The sequence below is a fragment of the Pseudomonas sp. ASL3 genome (assembly GCF_056680425.1).
Genome location: NZ_CM155281.1, coordinates 395,511 through 410,981, shown reverse-complemented (window position 1 = coordinate 410,981; position 15,471 = coordinate 395,511). Strand labels below are relative to the sequence as shown.

Annotated in this window: 13 protein-coding genes and 1 pseudogene; all 14 read right to left on the bottom strand. The window is 56.1% G+C overall.

The window, feature by feature from the left end:
- Window positions 1–77: 77 nt before the first annotated feature.
- The 14 genes and pseudogenes from rfbC to hisC all read right to left on the bottom strand — a co-directional run bounded on the left by rfbC (window position 78) and on the right by hisC (window position 15,467).
- The gene (gene rfbC / locus AC1MEE_RS01910) at window positions 78–623 is read right to left on the bottom strand and encodes a dTDP-4-dehydrorhamnose 3,5-epimerase (protein WP_480413531.1); all 546 of its coding nucleotides are present in this window, start codon (window positions 621–623) and stop codon (window positions 78–80) included.
- 44 nt (window positions 624–667) lie between these two features.
- Complete coding sequence (locus tag AC1MEE_RS01905) at window positions 668–1,591, bottom strand: glycosyltransferase (protein WP_480413530.1); 924 nt, start codon at window positions 1,589–1,591, stop codon at window positions 668–670.
- A 58-nt stretch (window positions 1,592–1,649) separates the two neighbouring features.
- Complete coding sequence (gene rfbA / locus AC1MEE_RS01900) at window positions 1,650–2,540, bottom strand: glucose-1-phosphate thymidylyltransferase RfbA (protein ID WP_480413529.1); 891 nt, start codon at window positions 2,538–2,540, stop codon at window positions 1,650–1,652.
- Window positions 2,537–3,442 (bottom strand): dTDP-4-dehydrorhamnose reductase, encoded by a 906-nt coding sequence (gene rfbD, locus AC1MEE_RS01895; RefSeq protein WP_480413528.1) that lies wholly within the window; start codon window positions 3,440–3,442, stop codon window positions 2,537–2,539. Before rfbD ends, rfbA begins: the two co-directional genes overlap by 4 nt.
- A complete protein-coding gene (rfbB, locus tag AC1MEE_RS01890) occupies window positions 3,439–4,515 on the bottom strand; it encodes a dTDP-glucose 4,6-dehydratase (RefSeq protein ID WP_480413527.1) in 1,077 nt (358 codons plus the stop codon). The genes rfbD and rfbB overlap by 4 nt, the downstream gene beginning before the upstream one ends.
- An 828-nt stretch (window positions 4,516–5,343) precedes the next feature.
- Window positions 5,344–6,813: pseudogene (locus AC1MEE_RS01885) on the bottom strand (MBL fold metallo-hydrolase RNA specificity domain-containing protein).
- A gap of 149 nt (window positions 6,814–6,962) precedes the next feature.
- Window positions 6,963–7,205 (bottom strand): LapA family protein, encoded by a 243-nt coding sequence (locus AC1MEE_RS01880; RefSeq protein WP_480413526.1) that lies wholly within the window; start codon window positions 7,203–7,205, stop codon window positions 6,963–6,965.
- A 24-nt stretch (window positions 7,206–7,229) separates the two neighbouring features.
- Window positions 7,230–7,526, bottom strand: a complete 297-nt coding sequence (ihfB, locus tag AC1MEE_RS01875; RefSeq protein ID WP_002554561.1) for an integration host factor subunit beta — start codon at window positions 7,524–7,526, stop codon at window positions 7,230–7,232.
- A 165-nt stretch (window positions 7,527–7,691) separates the two neighbouring features.
- Entirely contained in the window at window positions 7,692–7,973 is a 282-nt protein-coding gene (locus tag AC1MEE_RS01870) for a hypothetical protein (protein WP_480413525.1), read from the bottom strand.
- A gap of 1,010 nt (window positions 7,974–8,983) precedes the next feature.
- Entirely contained in the window at window positions 8,984–9,442 is a 459-nt protein-coding gene (locus AC1MEE_RS01865; RefSeq protein ID WP_480413524.1) for an REP-associated tyrosine transposase, read from the bottom strand.
- A gap of 161 nt (window positions 9,443–9,603) precedes the next feature.
- Entirely contained in the window at window positions 9,604–11,295 is a 1,692-nt protein-coding gene (gene rpsA / locus AC1MEE_RS01860) for a 30S ribosomal protein S1 (protein WP_480413523.1), read from the bottom strand.
- Between the two features lie 122 nt (window positions 11,296–11,417).
- Entirely contained in the window at window positions 11,418–12,107 is a 690-nt protein-coding gene (gene cmk / locus AC1MEE_RS01855; RefSeq protein ID WP_480413522.1) for a (d)CMP kinase, read from the bottom strand.
- On the bottom strand, window positions 12,104–14,326 hold the full coding sequence (locus AC1MEE_RS01850) for a bifunctional prephenate dehydrogenase/3-phosphoshikimate 1-carboxyvinyltransferase (RefSeq protein WP_480416129.1): 2,223 nt from the start codon (window positions 14,324–14,326) through the stop codon (window positions 12,104–12,106). Before AC1MEE_RS01850 ends, cmk begins: the two co-directional genes overlap by 4 nt.
- A gap of 28 nt (window positions 14,327–14,354) precedes the next feature.
- Window positions 14,355–15,467, bottom strand: coding sequence for a histidinol-phosphate transaminase (gene hisC / locus AC1MEE_RS01845; protein WP_480413521.1), 1,113 nt, complete (start codon window positions 15,465–15,467; stop codon window positions 14,355–14,357).
- Window positions 15,468–15,471 lie beyond the last annotated feature (4 nt).

Here is a 15,471-nt window from a genome sequence, read left to right as displayed (position 1 = left end):
GGAAGAAGCGGCTGGCCATATTTAGAGCTAGCCGCGCTCTTAAGCGTTTTATCAATCACGCAAAAAAATCAGGTTCGTTAGGCGAAGAGTTCTGCTTGTTCGAGTAGGGCCGCAACCTGATCCTTCGCCGACAAGCTGGGAGGCGCACTGTGAGGCCATTCGATGCCGATGGCTGGATCGTCCCACGCCAGGCTTCGCTCATGTTCTGGTGCCCAATAATCTGTGGTTTTGTACAAAAATTCCGCGCTTTCTGAAAGCACCACAAAGCCATGAGCAAAACCTTCCGGTATCCACAATTGGTGCTTATTTTCGGCGCTCAAGTGAGCACCTACCCATTTCCCAAATGTGGGTGAGCTTTTGCGTATATCGACCGCAACGTCGAACACCTCACCTTGTGTGACGCGCACCAGTTTTCCTTGGGCTTGCTTGATTTGATAGTGCAACCCCCTCAGCACGCCCTTTGCAGAGCGAGAGTGGTTGTCTTGAACGAATTGGACGGAGTGTCCCACCACCTCTTCAAAAACTTTTTGGTTAAAGCTTTCATAGAAGAATCCACGATCGTCTCCGAAGACTTTTGGCTCGAAGAGAATGACCTGTGGAATGGCAAGGGGTGTGGCTTTCATTGGTACAAGGTCTCCGGACATGTCATTAGAAATTTTGGGGCCTTTCATTTAGCTTTATTTCCAATAGCAGCCGTCGCGCAGCAAATAAACAAGAAGAACATCTTATCCCTTGCCCGTCTGCGGCAGTTGCAGCTGCTCAAGGCCAACCTCATCAATTGCCAACGCCCTAATTTCAGCCAGCTTTTGACAAACGGGTCATTGCCCTTCCCGACCAGACCAGCGATCAACCGAACCTGAGCAAACCACCAACCATCATGGATCGTTTTATAACGCGCGATGAATGAGGACATTCCGGTGTTGGCCCCGACCTGATTTCGCGCGTGCTGGCGGTAGCGCATGCCTGGGATTGGGTCGATAAACCATTTATAGCCGTGGCTGCGGGCAAAGGCGTAGCAATACCAATCATGCAGGGTGACTAGCTGCAACGATTCCCAGCTGGCCAACATGGAAATCTTTAGCTGGTCTGCCATTTTTTTACTGAAGACGTAGGTACAACCAGGCCCTGCTGCTTCGAACAGAAAATCCCAGGCGACTTGAGGCTGGGCCTTATCCAGCAAAAGGGTTCTGCCATCGGGCCAAAAGGCGGTGACATTGCTTGAGTAAGCATCGTACTCGTCGGCCAGCAAAACCAGTGTTGCCCGCGCCAGCTTGTCTGCGTACCAGACATCATCTTGATCGGCAAAGGCGACGAAATCGAAACCGTCAAAATCGACATCTCGGACCAGACGGAAAAAATTGCGCGCCGCACCCGAGAACTTACCAGCCGGAGGCAGCACCACCACATTTTTGTGTTCGGCAGCATAGGCCGCACACCAGGCTTCGGTGCCATCTGAAGACGGATCGACGCTGATATACAGCGTGACGTCGACATTCGATTGGTTGAGGATCGAGGCAACCTGCTCCTCGATCCACAGCATGCCGTTGTACGCAGCCAGCAAAACTGCAATTTTTGACTGCTCTACTGGCATGCCCTCACCTGCTCCCAATGTCTGAAGGTTTCCGCTCGATAACATCGACGACTTCAGATCAATGGGAACCTGCGTCCAATAACCGCTGCAAATACTGACCATAGCCAGTCTTTTTCAGTTTCTCAGCCTGCTCTCCCAGTTGCTCTGCCGTGATCCAACCGCTGTTGTAAGCGATCTCTTCAAGACAAGCGACCTTCAGCCCTTGCCGATGCTCGATGGTGTGCACGAAGTGGCTGGCCTCAAGCAGGGACTCGTGGGTGCCGGTATCCAACCAGGCGAAACCTCGACCGAGCATCTCGACGTTCAAGCTCTTCTGTTTGAGGTAGGCAAGGTTCACATCGGTGATTTCCAGTTCGCCGCGCTCGGAAGGCTTGATGTTCTTGGCGATTTCCACAACCTGGTTGTCGTAGAAATACAGGCCGGTGACGGCGTAGTGGGATTTCGGTTTGAGTGGTTTTTCCTCAATGCTCAGGGCGCGACCTGACTCATCGAACTCCACAACACCGAAGCGTTCCGGGTCGGATACGTGATACCCGAATACGGTGGCGCCATGCTCTTGGCTGCTGGCCGAGCGCAAGTTATCCGAAAAGTGCTGACCATAAAAAATGTTATCGCCGAGGATCAAGCAGCATGGATCCTTACCGATAAACTCCTCACCAATGATGAACGCCTGGGCCAGGCCATCCGGGCTAGGTTGTTCTGCGTAGGTCAGTTGAATCCCGTATTGACTGCCATCACCCAGCAGTTTGCGGAAGCAAGGCAGATCTTCCGGGGTGGAAATGATCAAGATCTCGCGCATGCCTGCGAGCATCAGAACCGACAGGGGGTAAAAAATCATCGGTTTGTCGTAGATGGGCAGCATTTGCTTGGACACACCCAAGGTCAACGGGTGCAGGCGCGTGCCTGAACCGCCAGCGAGGATGATGCCTTTGCGATTAGTCGTGATCATTTATTCAAAACTTCCATAAGCATTCGGGTTACACCACTTTGCCAATCCGGCAAGTGCAACGAAAAGGTGTCGCGCAGCTTCTGTGTATCCAAACGAGAGTTCAGAGGACGGCGAGCGGGCGTCGGATAGGCAGCGGTGTCGATAGGTTCGACTGTCTCCACGGCCAAAAGATCACCCTGAGACCGAGAAAATTCAATCACATGTCGCGCGTAGGCATACCAGGAAACCTCACCTGCCGCGGCCAGATGATAGACGCCGCTGATCTGCGGGCAATCCAGCGCTTTCTGGAGCGCCAATACCGTGACGTCCGCCAGCAGATCCGCACCGGTGGGTGCCCCCACCTGGTCTGCGATGACGCTCAGCGTTTGACGATCCTTGGCTAACCTGAGCATCGTCTTGGCGAAGTTATTACCACGCGCCCCGTAAACCCAGCTGGTGCGAAAGATCAGGTGCTTGCAGCCTGTCGCCTGAATCATTTGCTCGCCAGCGAGCTTGGTCACGCCGTAGTGGTTCACCGGCGAGACGGCATCGGTTTCTTTCCACGGACGATCGCCACTGCCGTCGAACACGTAGTCGGTGGAGTAGTGAATCAGCAACCCATCAAGTGCCAGGGTTTCCTCGGCCATCACCTGGCTCGCCAAGGCGTTGATCCGATGTGCCAGCTCACGTTCTGTTTCAGCTTTATCGACGGCGGTGTAAGCGGCTGCATTGACGATGACATCTGGCCTGACAACGCGAATGGTTTCACGCAATGCGTCGAGATCGGCCAGGTCACCACACAGCTGACCGTACGGGCTGTCGACGACATTTCGGTCCAGAGCAACCACTTCGCCAAGCACACAGAGCGCGCGCTGCAACTCCCAACCTACCTGGCCGTTCTTTCCAAGCAGCAGGATCTTCATGGTTTACCTGAGCGAGAGGCGTAGTTTGTATCGATCCATTGCTGATAGGTGCCGCTCTTCACGTGAGCGACCCACTCTGGGTTGTCGAGGTACCATTCGACGGTTTTGCGAATGCCCGACTCGAAGGTCTCTTGCGGTACCCAGCCGAGTTCGCGCTGAATTTTGCTCGCATCAATTGCGTAACGCAGATCATGTCCCGGACGGTCCTGAACGTAGGTAATCAGGCTGGCGTGAGGACGGAACGCGGAATCAGGCCGCAACTCATCGAGCAACGCACACAAGGTGTGGACCACGTCGAGGTTCTGTTTCTCGTTATGACCACCGATGTTGTAAGTCTCGCCGAGCTCTCCTTCGGTGACGACTTTGTACAAGGCACGGGCATGGTCTTCGACGTAGAGCCAATCACGCACCTGATTGCCTTTGCCATAGACAGGCAAAGGCTTGCCCTCAAGGGCATTGAGAATGATCAGCGGGATCAGTTTCTCAGGGAAGTGGTACGGACCGTAGTTGTTCGAGCAGTTGGTCACAAGCGTTGGCAAACCGTAGGTACGGCTCCAGGCACGGACCAAATGGTCAGAGCTGGCTTTACTGGCCGAATACGGCGAGCTTGGCTGATACGGCGTGCTTTCTGTGAAGAGGTCTTCAGGACCTTCGAGGTCGCCGTACACTTCATCGGTTGAGATGTGGTGAAAGCGGAATGCAGCTTTGCGCGTTTCGTCCAGACCGTTCCAATACTGACGGGCCACTTCCAGCAACGTGTAGGTGCCAATGATATTGGTCTGAATGAATTCAGAAGGGCCGCTGATCGAGCGGTCGACATGAGATTCGGCAGCCAGGTGCATCACCGCGTCCGGACTGTGATCGCGGAACACGCGTTCGACGTCTTCACGGTTACAGATGTCAACGCGCTCGAAGGCGTAACGATCACTGTGATCGACCTCAGAAAGCGATTCCAGATTACCTGCGTAGGTGAGCTTATCGACGTTCACAACCGAGTCGGTTGTGTTGGAAATGATGTGGCGAATGACTGCAGAACCAATGAATCCTGCGCCGCCGGTAACTAGAATTTTCACGCGAAGTTCATACCTTTGAGTGTCTGACAAAGCTGCATGCCGGCCTCGTCTAATCCATAGAAGCAAAAGCTAGCGCATCAGCTCGAGCTTTTGAGCGAGTGACCTGTCCGATTGAGATCGAGCCCAAGATAGAGCCCGACCAGAGACAATACATCGCGGCATTTTACAGCTAAAAGAAGACATTGCTAACGTCAGAGGACCAACTGCGCCTCAGAATTCAAGTAATTGACCGTTTTTATCTGGGTTTTTGATATCAAAATAATATCAACCGCACTCTAAAAAACATAATTTTTTGGGGGCTTCACCGGATCTGGTGGGAGATCCCGCCCCGTCTTCGACGCCGCGCTGTCGCGCAGCAAACACGATCCCGATTCTGCCCGGAGGGCGTAGGAGCTGACTTGTCTGCGAAAGCCGTGACTCGGTATGCCTGAAAGACCGCAGCGTATGGTCTTCGCAGACAAGTCAGCTCCTACAGTCGATCGGTGCTTGACTTAAAATTTATATTTTATTTTTCAGCGGTTTACAGGCTGTTTGATAAGAGATCCCGCCCCGTCTTCGACGCCGCGCTGTGGCGCAGCAAACACGGTATTGGGTTCACGCTAAATCTGTAGGAGCTGCCGAAGGCTGCGATCGACCGGGAACCGGTCGTAGATGCAGATATTTCTTGAAGGCCGTTCCGGCCTTATCGCAGCCTTCGGCAGCTCCTACATGGGTTCGGCGTATTGCCTGGGAACATAGAATCTCCCACAGTTGGTCCCGCATTCCAAAAAAATCTTTTAAACCCAATGGGTTGAGTCGTAAGAAACTGTTTTTGAATGAATCTCAAGCTCACACCGGAACCACCAACGACACTTGCCTCTCTTTAGCTCCATAGCGCTCGACCAACGCCTCACCCAACACCCTCTTCGCCCCCTCCTCCCCATGAACTAACCTCACTTCTCCCGGCCATTGCGCCATCCCCGTCACAAACTTGACCAACCCACTCTGATCCGCATGCGCTGAATACCCTCCCAGGCTGGTAATCCCCGCCCGAATTTCAAACCGCTCCCCATCCAGTTCCACATAACCGCCCTTCTGCTCAAACCGCTGTATCGCCGCCCCCGGCGTACCCTTGGCCTGATAGCCAACGAACAACACGTGGTGCCGCTTGTCCCCGAGCATGGCCTTGAGGTAGTTGACGATACGACCGCTGGAACACATGCCATTGCCGGCGATGACGATTGCCGGGCGGCCGGTGCTTGTCAGGTAGTTCAGGGTCTGGAGGTGCTGTTGGTGTGTTTCGATGGTCAGCAACTGCTCAAAGCGAAGTGGCTTGCGGCCGCTCTTCAGTCGCTCGTTGGCTTCGTCGTCCCAGTAATCGTTGAGCGTTCGATAGGCGCTGGTGATGCGTCCTGCAAGGGGTGAATCCAGAATGATGGGGAGCTGTGGCCAATCGACAGGCAGTGGCTGTCCGGCACTGATGCTTGCGGACTGTTTTTGAGCCAGATCGGGCGAGATCAGTTTTTTGCGGTGGAGGATGTCTTCGATTTCGTAGAGCAGTTCCTAGGTGCGGCCCAGGCTGAATGCGGGGATGAGGATGGTACCGTGATCTTCAAGCGCGCGATCGATGACGGCTTCGAGTCGCACTTGCCGTGTGCTGCGATCTTCGTGAATGCGGTCTCCGTAAGTGCTTTCCAATACTAGAACGTCGGCGCGCTCGGGTGACTTGGGCGGTCGTAGCAATGGCGTGTGGGGGGCTCCGAGGTCGCCGGAAAATACGATACGGCGCTGCTTGCTGGTTGCCGGGTATTGGAGATCACATTCAACATAGGCGGAACCCAGTATATGACCTGCCCGCTGTAGCCTGACTTTGCAGTTCAATTCAGACGTATCGACCAGGCTGAACCAATGGTTATAGGGCAAGGCGACTGTGCGCTTCTTGATCAGTCGCAAGTAGCGTTCGACTTTGCTTTGGTCACGACTGAAGCTGAGCTTGAAGGCGTCTTCGAGTACCAAGGGAAGCAATACAGCGGAAGGTTCGGTGCAAAGAATGGATCCTTTGAAGCCGGCTGCCAGCAGGTAGGGAATGCGTCCGACATGATCCATGTGAACGTGGGTAACGATCAGTACTTTTATATCGGCGATGGGGAAGTCAATGCCGAGGTCGTGAGCGCCACGCCCACCTCCAGTGCTGGTTTCAGTGCCTTGGAACAGTCCGCAATCGATGAGCAGGCTATTGCTCTCATCCATCCTCAACTGATGACAGGAACCGGTGCCCCCCGTGACTGCACCGTGGTGAATGATTTCCGGGTAAAGCATGAGGCCTCCTCGACAAAGCGACGTAGAGGCACAATTAGTCCATAAAAAATGGTTTGGCACAGCCGAATCTGGCTCAGATCAGGCTCGAACGTTTTGCAAATTCTTTCTGTTGCTATCTTTGGGGGAGACAAACTCAAAAGCTGTCCGGCTCAGGCAGTTTTGATCGTCTTTTTGCTCTTTTTACGCAGAGACACAATCCAACCGAGAACGGGACCAATCACCATCCCTAGCAGCAGGGCCAGGATCACGGGGACAGCCACGGAAAGCGGTGGGGTTGACCAACCAAGAAAGACCAGAGCGACAGGTTGTTGGTTTTCCAGCACGAACACTACCGTCGCCAGGACAACCAGCAGAATGACTACGGCCAATAGGACGCGCTTAACGTTCCGCATCTGCTGCTCCTTCCATCGAGGGCATTAAAAGCCCTCTTCCTCGTCTTCGTTGACCCGGTCGCGCAACTCTTTACCCGGCTTGAAGTGAGGGACGAATTTGCCATCCAGGCTCACGGACTGACCAGTCTTTGGGTTACGCCCTACGCGGGGTGCGCGATAGTGCAATGAGAAACTGCCAAAACCACGTATCTCGATGCGATCACCGGTGGCGAGGCATTGGGACATTTGCTCAAGCATGGTCTTGATGGCCAGCTCGACATCCTTGGATGAGAGCAGCCCTTGATGGGTGACAATTCGTTCGATCAACTCCGACTTCGTCATATTTTTCCCTTCTTTTTCAAGCAGCTAGGTAAGCGCTTCAAAGGTTTTAGCATGACTTGAGGGATTTGAACAGTCCAGGCATTGACTTATGTGAAGGATGATTCGCGCAGGGGGAAGTTCCTTTCATTTATGACATTTGCTGGTGCATAAACAGGATTCAGGCGATTAGTTACAGACCACGAACATACGGCGACTGAAGTAGCCGGCAGGGTTCCAGCCGAATGGATAGTCATCGGGATCCTCTTCGACGTCACTGGATTTGCCGAGGACTTTGAAACCACCGGGCTTGCATTCCCGAGCTGCCCGGGCATAGCACCTGTCCCAGCTGGAGGTCATCCCGGAGCATTCGATCTGTAATCCACTTTGACCGCGTATTACTTTGGTTTTATGAGAGGTGGCGCAGCCTGTGAGGACCAGTACGGCTAGCACGATGATGATTCGTTTCATGCAGTTCCTTATGCAGGGTACGTTGCCCCGCTACAGCTCAAAGACACCCCGAAGTCTAGCTGCATCTTGTTGGGCCCGTCTCATCGAAAGGAACGGTGGGGAATGGGATTTGGTTTCAAGGGATGTCATTGGGCTTGGCTCATTCAGGCTTGGACGGTGGGATGAGCTGCTCGGGGAGGTGTTGTGTCAGGGGGGCCGTTGTGTTCTTCGCAGGCAAGTCAGGTGCTGCGGCCGTTGGCCAGAAGCGGTTGGTGCCAGGCAGATCTGGGTAGAAGGGCCCGCGCTGTCGCGCAGCAAACTGGGTCTCGATTCTGCCCGGAGGGTGTAGGAGCTGACTTGTCTGCGAAGGCCGCAACGCGGTGTGCCTGACGGAATGCGTCGTCTGGTTCGCAGACAAGTCAGCTCCTACGGCCGTTGGCCAGAAGCGGTTTGGGCCAGGCAGATTTGAGTAGGTGGGCCCGTGCTGTCGCACAGCAAACTCGGTCTCGATTTTGCCCGGAGGGCGTAGGAGCTGACTTGTCTGCGAAAGCCTCACTGCGGTGCGCCAGACAGACCGCGTTGTAGGGTCTTCGCAGACAAGTCAGCTCCTACGGCCGTTGGCCAGAAGCGGTTTGGGCCAGGCAGATTTGAGTAGGGGACCCGCTCCGTCTTCGACGCCGCGCTGTCGCGCAGCAAACATGGGTCTCGATTCTGCCCGGAGGGCGTAGGAGCTGACTTGTCTGCGAAAAGGGCCGAAGGACCTTCCAGCGATATCGTGTCCAGCCTATTTGCGACTGCTTCGGTCGGACGCGACCCCGGACCGATCGCAGACAAGTCAGCTCCTACGGCCACCGGCCAGAAGCGGTTGGTGCCACTGCTCAAGGAGGTGTTGGGTCAGGGGGACCGTGTTGTGTCCTTCGCAGACAAGTCAGCTCCTACGGCCGTTGGCCAGAAGCGGTTGGGCCCGGCAGATCTGAGTGGGAGTGACCGGGGCGCGCAGTCTTGGCCTTCCAGCGGATTCGAATTCGACTCTAAAGCCATATTGCGTCCCACAATGGGTAATCACCTATTCGCTTGACCAATCCGGCACGTAGTGGATTTGCCACTATGTAGCGGGCGAATTTTTTCAGGTCGTCCTCATTGCGAACTGCTGTGTCGTGATATCCGCGTTGCCATACGCAGCTTTCGTTATGGGTAGCCTTATTGACTGCAATGCCGCTGCGAGCCTTAACCTGCTGCATGACACGAGAAAGAGAGTCTTGCTGTAACTCGATTAGCCAATGGAGGTGATCGGGCATTACCACCCACGCTAGTGACAGAACCAGATTTTGCTCTTCAGCTCTCTTTAATTCGGTAACCACCAGACGTCCCAGGCGCCAGTCTTTGAAGATGGGGCGGCGGTTTTGGACGACAGTGGTTAGTTGGTAGATGCGGCCAGGCTCCGAAAATCGACCTGTCCGCAAGCGGCGATTATGCGCTTGATCGGGCATTCCGCTGCCCTCCTCACCGGTGATAACTCAGACGCCAAAGTTATCTGCGTGAAGATAGAAGGGCTACGTTTGTCGTTTGGCGAAATATTTCTGGAGGGTGGCAAATCGCAGGTACAAAAAAGGGCGACCGAAGTCGCCCTTTTTCTATGGTCAATCAGAACTTAGTTCTGTTTTTCCATTTGTGCGCGAAGCAGGTCACCGATGGTGGTAGGACCTGTGCTTTCCGCAGTTTCTGGCTTGGAGCGCAGGCTTTGGATAGCTTCTTTCTCGTCTTCAACGTCTTTCGACTTGATGGACAATTGGATTACGCGGCTCTTGCGGTCAACGCTGATGATCTTGGCTTCGATCTCTTCGCCTTCTTTCAGAACGTTACGCGCGTCTTCAACGCGGTCACGGCTGATTTCGGAGGCTTTCAGGGAAGCTTCGATGTCGTCGGCCAGAGTGATGATGGCGCCTTTGGCGTCAACTTCTTTAACGATACCGCGAACGATAGCGCCTTTGTCGTTGGTCATCACGTACTCGGAGAACGGATCGCTTTCCAGCTGTTTGATACCCAGGGAGATGCGTTCACGCTCTGGATCAACAGACAGGATCACGGTGTCGAGCTCGTCGCCCTTCTTGAAGCGACGTACGGCTTCTTCGCCCACTTCGCTCCAGGAGATGTCGGACAGGTGAACCAGGCCGTCGATGCCGCCGTCCAGACCAATGAAGATACCGAAATCGGTGATCGACTTGATGGTGCCGGAGATTTTATCGCCCTTGTTGAACTGGCCAGAGAAATCTTCCCATGGGTTAGATTTGCACTGTTTGATGCCGAGGGAGATACGACGACGCTCTTCGTCGATGTCCAGAACCATAACTTCCACTTCGTCGCCAACTTGTACGACTTTCGAAGGGTGGATGTTTTTGTTGGTCCAGTCCATTTCGGAAACGTGTACCAGGCCTTCAACGCCTTCTTCCAGCTCAGCGAAGCAGCCGTAGTCGGTCAGGTTGGTAACGCGTGCGGTTACGCGAGTGCCTTCTGGGTAACGAGCTTTGATAGCGACCCATGGATCTTCGCCCAACTGCTTCAGACCCAGGGAAACACGATTGCGCTCGCGATCGTACTTCAGGACTTTTACATCGATCTCATCGCCAACGTTGACGATTTCCGATGGATGTTTGATGCGTTTCCAAGCCATGTCGGTAATGTGCAGCAGGCCATCGACGCCACCCAGATCGACGAATGCGCCGTAATCGGTGAGGTTTTTGACGATACCTTTGACTTGCTGACCTTCTTGCAAGGATTCCAGCAGAGCTTCGCGCTCAGCGCTGTTCTCGGCTTCAAGGACGCTGCGACGGGAAACGACAACGTTGTTGCGTTTCTGGTCGAGTTTGATGACCTTGAATTCGAGCTCTTTGCCTTCCAGGTGAGTCGTGTCACGCACTGGGCGGACATCAACCAGAGAACCAGGCAGGAACGCACGGATGCCGTTAACGTCGACAGTGAAGCCGCCTTTAACCTTACCGTTGATAACGCCCTTGACCACTTCTTCAGCTGCGAAAGCTGCTTCCAGAACAATCCAGCACTCAGCACGCTTGGCTTTTTCGCGGGACAGCTTGGTTTCGCCAAAGCCATCTTCGACCGCGTCCAGTGCAACGTGCACTTCGTCGCCGATCTTGATGGTCAGCTCGCCAGCATCGTTATGGAACTGCTCTAGCGGGATGAGGCCTTCAGATTTCAGACCGGCGTGAACCGTAACCCAGCCAGCCTGGTAATCGATATCAACGATGATCGCGGTGATGATCGAACCAGCCTGAAGGTTGAGGGTCTTTAGGCTTTCTTCAAAAAGTTCTGCAAAGCTTTCGCTCATTTTAATTCCTGTTGATCAAGGGCGAAGGATACGCCCATCTGCCACGCTCCAGACAGCGTGGGTTTCGTTCAAGTAAAAGAAAGCCTGTGGGACTATGACTGGTCTCCCACACGCTTCTTCTGTCATCCGGCGATATCGCGAATCGCGACTTCACTCAAGATGCGTTCAAGCACCTGCTCGATAGATAATTCAGTGGAATCCAGCTGTATGGCGTCGTGCGCCGGCTTGAGCGGGGCTACCGCTCGCTGGGTGTCACGCTCGTCGCGTGCACATATCTCATCTAGCAGACTCGACAGACTAACATCATCACCCTTGGCCTTCAACTGCAAGTAACGGCGACGTGCTCGCTCCTCGGCGCTGGCGGTCAAGAAAATCTTCAGCGGCGCGTCTGGAAACACCACGGTGCCCATGTCGCGGCCATCGGCAACCAGGCCCGGCGCTTCCTGAAAAGCGCGCTGGCGCTGGAGCAACGCATCGCGCACCGCCGGCAGTGAAGCGACTTGCGAAGCACCATTGCCGATCTGTTCGTTGCGGATGGCGTGGGTGACGTCTTCACCTTCCAGCGTGATGCGCTGCCCGTGGCCGCCAGAGGTAGCTTCGAATTGCACGTCCAGGTGCGCAGCCAACAGTTTGAGGGCTTCTTCGTTGGTCAGGTCGACGCCGTGGTTGCGCGCGGCGAAGGCCAGCAGGCGATACAGCGCGCCGGAATCGAGCAGGCACCAACCCAGATGCTTGGCCAGCAGACCGGCAACAGTGCCTTTGCCAGAACCGCTAGGTCCATCGATGGTGATAACGGGAGCTTGAATCTTCACGACTGCGCCTCTTGTGCCACACGGATGCCGACTTGAGCGCAGAGTGTGAGGAAGTTGGGGAATGAGGTTGCGACGTTGGCACAATCATGAATACGGATCGGTGCCGACGCGCGCAATGAAGCAACGCTGAAAGCCATGGCAATGCGATGGTCGCCGTGACCGTGCACTTCGCCGCCGCCGAAAGCCTCCACACTGGAGCCGGCACCATCAATGATAATGCCATCAGGGGTCGGCTCGACTTTGACACCCAGCGCCAGCAAGCCGTCAGCCATGACCTGGATGCGGTCGGACTCCTTGACGCGCAGTTCTTCGGCACCGCGCAGGACGGTACGCCCTTCTGCACAGGCCGCAGCCACGAACAGCACCGGGAATTCGTCGATCGCCAGCGGGACCAACGCCTCAGGAATGTCGATGCCTTTGAGTTTGGCTGCACGCACGCGCAGGTCAGCCACAGGCTCGCCGCCGACTTCGCGCGGGTTTTCCAGGGTGATATCGGCACCCATCAGACGCAGAATATCGATAACACCGGTACGGGTCGGGTTGATGCCGACGTGTTCGAGCAGCAGATCCGAGCCCTCGGCAATAGAAGCCGCGACCAGGAAGAATGCCGCCGAGGAGATATCAGCCGGCACTTCGATGTGGGTCGCGGTCAGCTTGTGGCCGGACTCCACGGAAGCAGTGCTGCCCTGGACGCTCACCGGATAGCCGAAGCCGCGCAACATGCGCTCGGTGTGGTCGCGGGTCGGCGCAGGTTCGGTGACGCTGGTCTTGCCTTGCGCATACAGACCGGCCAGCAACAGGCAGGATTTCACCTGGGCGCTGGCCATCGGCATGCTGTAGTTCAGACCCGTCAAACGCTTACCCCCACGAATGGTCATCGGCGGACGACCTTCAGCTGCAGTCTCGATCACGGCGCCCATTTCACGCAATGGATTGGCGACGCGGTTCATCGGACGTTTGGACAGCGAGGCATCGCCGGTCAAGGTGCTGTCGAAGTTCTGCGCAGCCAGCAAACCGGAGAGCAGGCGCATCGAGGTACCGGAGTTACCCAGATAGATCGGACCCGGAGCGGCTTTCAAGCCATGCAGGCCGACACCATGAATGGTCACGCGACCGTGCTGCGGGCCTTCGATCACGACACCCATGTCGCGGAACGCCTGCAGGGTTGCCAGCGCGTCTTCACCTTCGAGGAAGCCTTCGACTTCGGTCGTGCCTTCGGCCAGCGAGCCGAGCATGATCGAGCGGTGGGAAATCGATTTGTCGCCTGGAACCCGGATACGTCCAGAGACGCGTCCACCAGGGTTAGCCAGAAAAATCAGGTCGTTGGAGTTCATAGCGTCCACATAGGCCCGACGGGCCAGGATTTTACTGAAATGCTCGCGAGCAACACGGGCGCGAGTGAAAACGCCCAGCAATTGATGCCCATCCCCCGCATCGACCGCGTCGCGCAAGGCGTCAAGATCACTGCGAAATGTATCTAATGTGCGTAACACCGCCTCACGGTTGGCGAGAAAGATGTCGTGCCACATCACCGGGTCACTGCCCGCGATCCTTGTGAAATCGCGGAAACCGCCCGCTGCGTATCTAAAGATGTCCAGATTTTCGTTGCGCTTGGCCAGCGAATCCACAAGACCAAACGCCAGCAGATGCGGTAAATGACTGGTCGCCGCCAACACTTCGTCGTGACGCTCGACCTCCATATGCTCGACATCAGCACCCAGCTCGGACCACAAACGGTCGACCAGGGCCAGTGCCGCCGGGTCAGTTTCGGCCAGCGGCGTCAAAATCACTTTATGCCGACGGAACAGTTGGGCGTTGGAGGCTTCGACTCCACTTTGCTCGGATCCGGCAATCGGATGCCCCGGCACAAAGCGCGCGGGCAAACCGCCAAACGCCAGACGCGCGGCACGTACCACATTGCCCTTGGCACTGCCGACATCTGTCAGTACGGCATTGCCAAGGTCAAGGGTCGCCAACAGCGCCAGCAACTTTTCCATCGCCAGAATAGGCACGGCGAGCTGGATGACATCAGCGCCGCGACAGGCGGTAGCCACATCCTCTTCACAGCGATCGACCACACCCAGTTCAACCGCCAGCTTGCGCGAGTGCGGGTTCAGATCGACCCCCACCACTTCGCGGCACAGACCGCTTTCACGCAGGCCTTTGGCGAACGATCCACCGATCAAACCGAGGCCGACCACCACCAGGCGACCGATCATAGGATGAGCTGATTGCACTGGCATGACATCAACCACGCGCCAGAACCTTGGCCAGCGCCTCGAGGAAGCGTGCGTTTTCGCTCGGCAGACCGATGCTGACCCGAAGGTGGTTCGGCATGCCATACCCACCAATCGGACGCACGATCACACCCTCTCGCAGCAGCCCCTGATAGACCGATGCGCCTTCGCGACCGAGATCGACGGCAAGGAAGTTGGCTTTGGACGGAATCCAGCTCAGGGCCAGCGAACGCAGACCCTGCTCCAGTTGCTGCATGCCGGCCTCATTCAAACGGCGGCTTTCGGCCACGTATTCGGTATCGCCCAGCGCAGCACAGGCTGCGGCCAGGGCGAGGCTGTTGACGTTGAACGGCTGACGCACGCGATTGAGAACATCGGCGACCACCGGCGAAGACAAGCCATAACCGACGCGCAGCGATGCCAACCCGTAGGCTTTGGAGAAAGTGCGCGACACCAGCAGGTTGGGATAATCCGCCAGATAATCCAGACCATCCGGCAGCTCCGCGCCTTCGGCGTATTCGATGTAGGCCTCGTCCAGTACCACCAATACGTTTTCCGGCACCTTGGCGAGGAAGTCAGCCAGGGCGTTCGGACCGAACCAGGTGCCGGTCGGGTTATTCGGATTGGCGATGAACACGACGCGGGTGTTGCTATCGATAGCGGCCAGCATCGCCGGCAGATCGTGCCCCCAGTCCTTGGCGGGCGCGACGCGGGCATCGGCGCCAACGGCCTGGGTGACGATCGGATAGATGGCGAACGCATGCTCGCTGAACACCGCGTTCAGCCCCGGCGCCAGCCAGGCGCGAGCGACCAGCTCAAGAATGTCGTTGGAGCCATTGCCCAACGTCACTTGACTGGCTTGCACACCGCAGCGTTGCGCAAGACGTGCCTTGAGCTCGAAACCGTTGCCGTCCGGGTAGCGGGTCAGCTCGGCCAGCTCATCGCGAATCGCCGCCAACGCTTTAGGGCTCGCGCCCAGCGGGTTTTCGTTGCTGGCCAGCTTGATGATGTTGGCCGGATCGATGTCCAGCTCGCGCGCCAGTTCGTCCACAGGCTTACCCGGGACGTAAGGCGAAAGTTTTTGCACGCCCGGCTGCGCCAGGGCGAGGAAGTCGCCGCTCATGTAG

Excerpts from the sequence above, each read along its gene's own strand:
- rfbD (WP_480413528.1), bottom strand. The coding sequence starts at position 3,442 with ATGAAGATCCTGCTGCTTGGAAAGAACGGCCAGGTAGGTTGGGAGTTG.
- AC1MEE_RS01905 (WP_480413530.1), bottom strand. The coding sequence starts at position 1,591 with ATGCCAGTAGAGCAGTCAAAAATTGCAGTTTTGCTGGCTGCGTACAAC.
- AC1MEE_RS01870 (WP_480413525.1), bottom strand. The coding sequence starts at position 7,973 with ATGAAACGAATCATCATCGTGCTAGCCGTACTGGTCCTCACAGGCTGC.
- AC1MEE_RS01880 (WP_480413526.1), bottom strand. The coding sequence starts at position 7,205 with ATGCGGAACGTTAAGCGCGTCCTATTGGCCGTAGTCATTCTGCTGGTT.
- AC1MEE_RS01865 (WP_480413524.1), bottom strand. The coding sequence starts at position 9,442 with ATGCCCGATCAAGCGCATAATCGCCGCTTGCGGACAGGTCGATTTTCG.
- AC1MEE_RS01850 (WP_480416129.1), bottom strand. The coding sequence starts at position 14,326 with ATGATCGGTCGCCTGGTGGTGGTCGGCCTCGGTTTGATCGGTGGATCG.
- rpsA (WP_480413523.1), bottom strand. The coding sequence starts at position 11,295 with ATGAGCGAAAGCTTTGCAGAACTTTTTGAAGAAAGCCTAAAGACCCTC.
- rfbC (WP_480413531.1), bottom strand. The coding sequence starts at position 623 with ATGAAAGCCACACCCCTTGCCATTCCACAGGTCATTCTCTTCGAGCCA.
- hisC (WP_480413521.1), bottom strand. The coding sequence starts at position 15,467 with ATGAGCGGCGACTTCCTCGCCCTGGCGCAGCCGGGCGTGCAAAAACTT.
- ihfB (WP_002554561.1), bottom strand. The coding sequence starts at position 7,526 with ATGACGAAGTCGGAGTTGATCGAACGAATTGTCACCCATCAAGGGCTG.
- rfbA (WP_480413529.1), bottom strand. The coding sequence starts at position 2,540 with ATGATCACGACTAATCGCAAAGGCATCATCCTCGCTGGCGGTTCAGGC.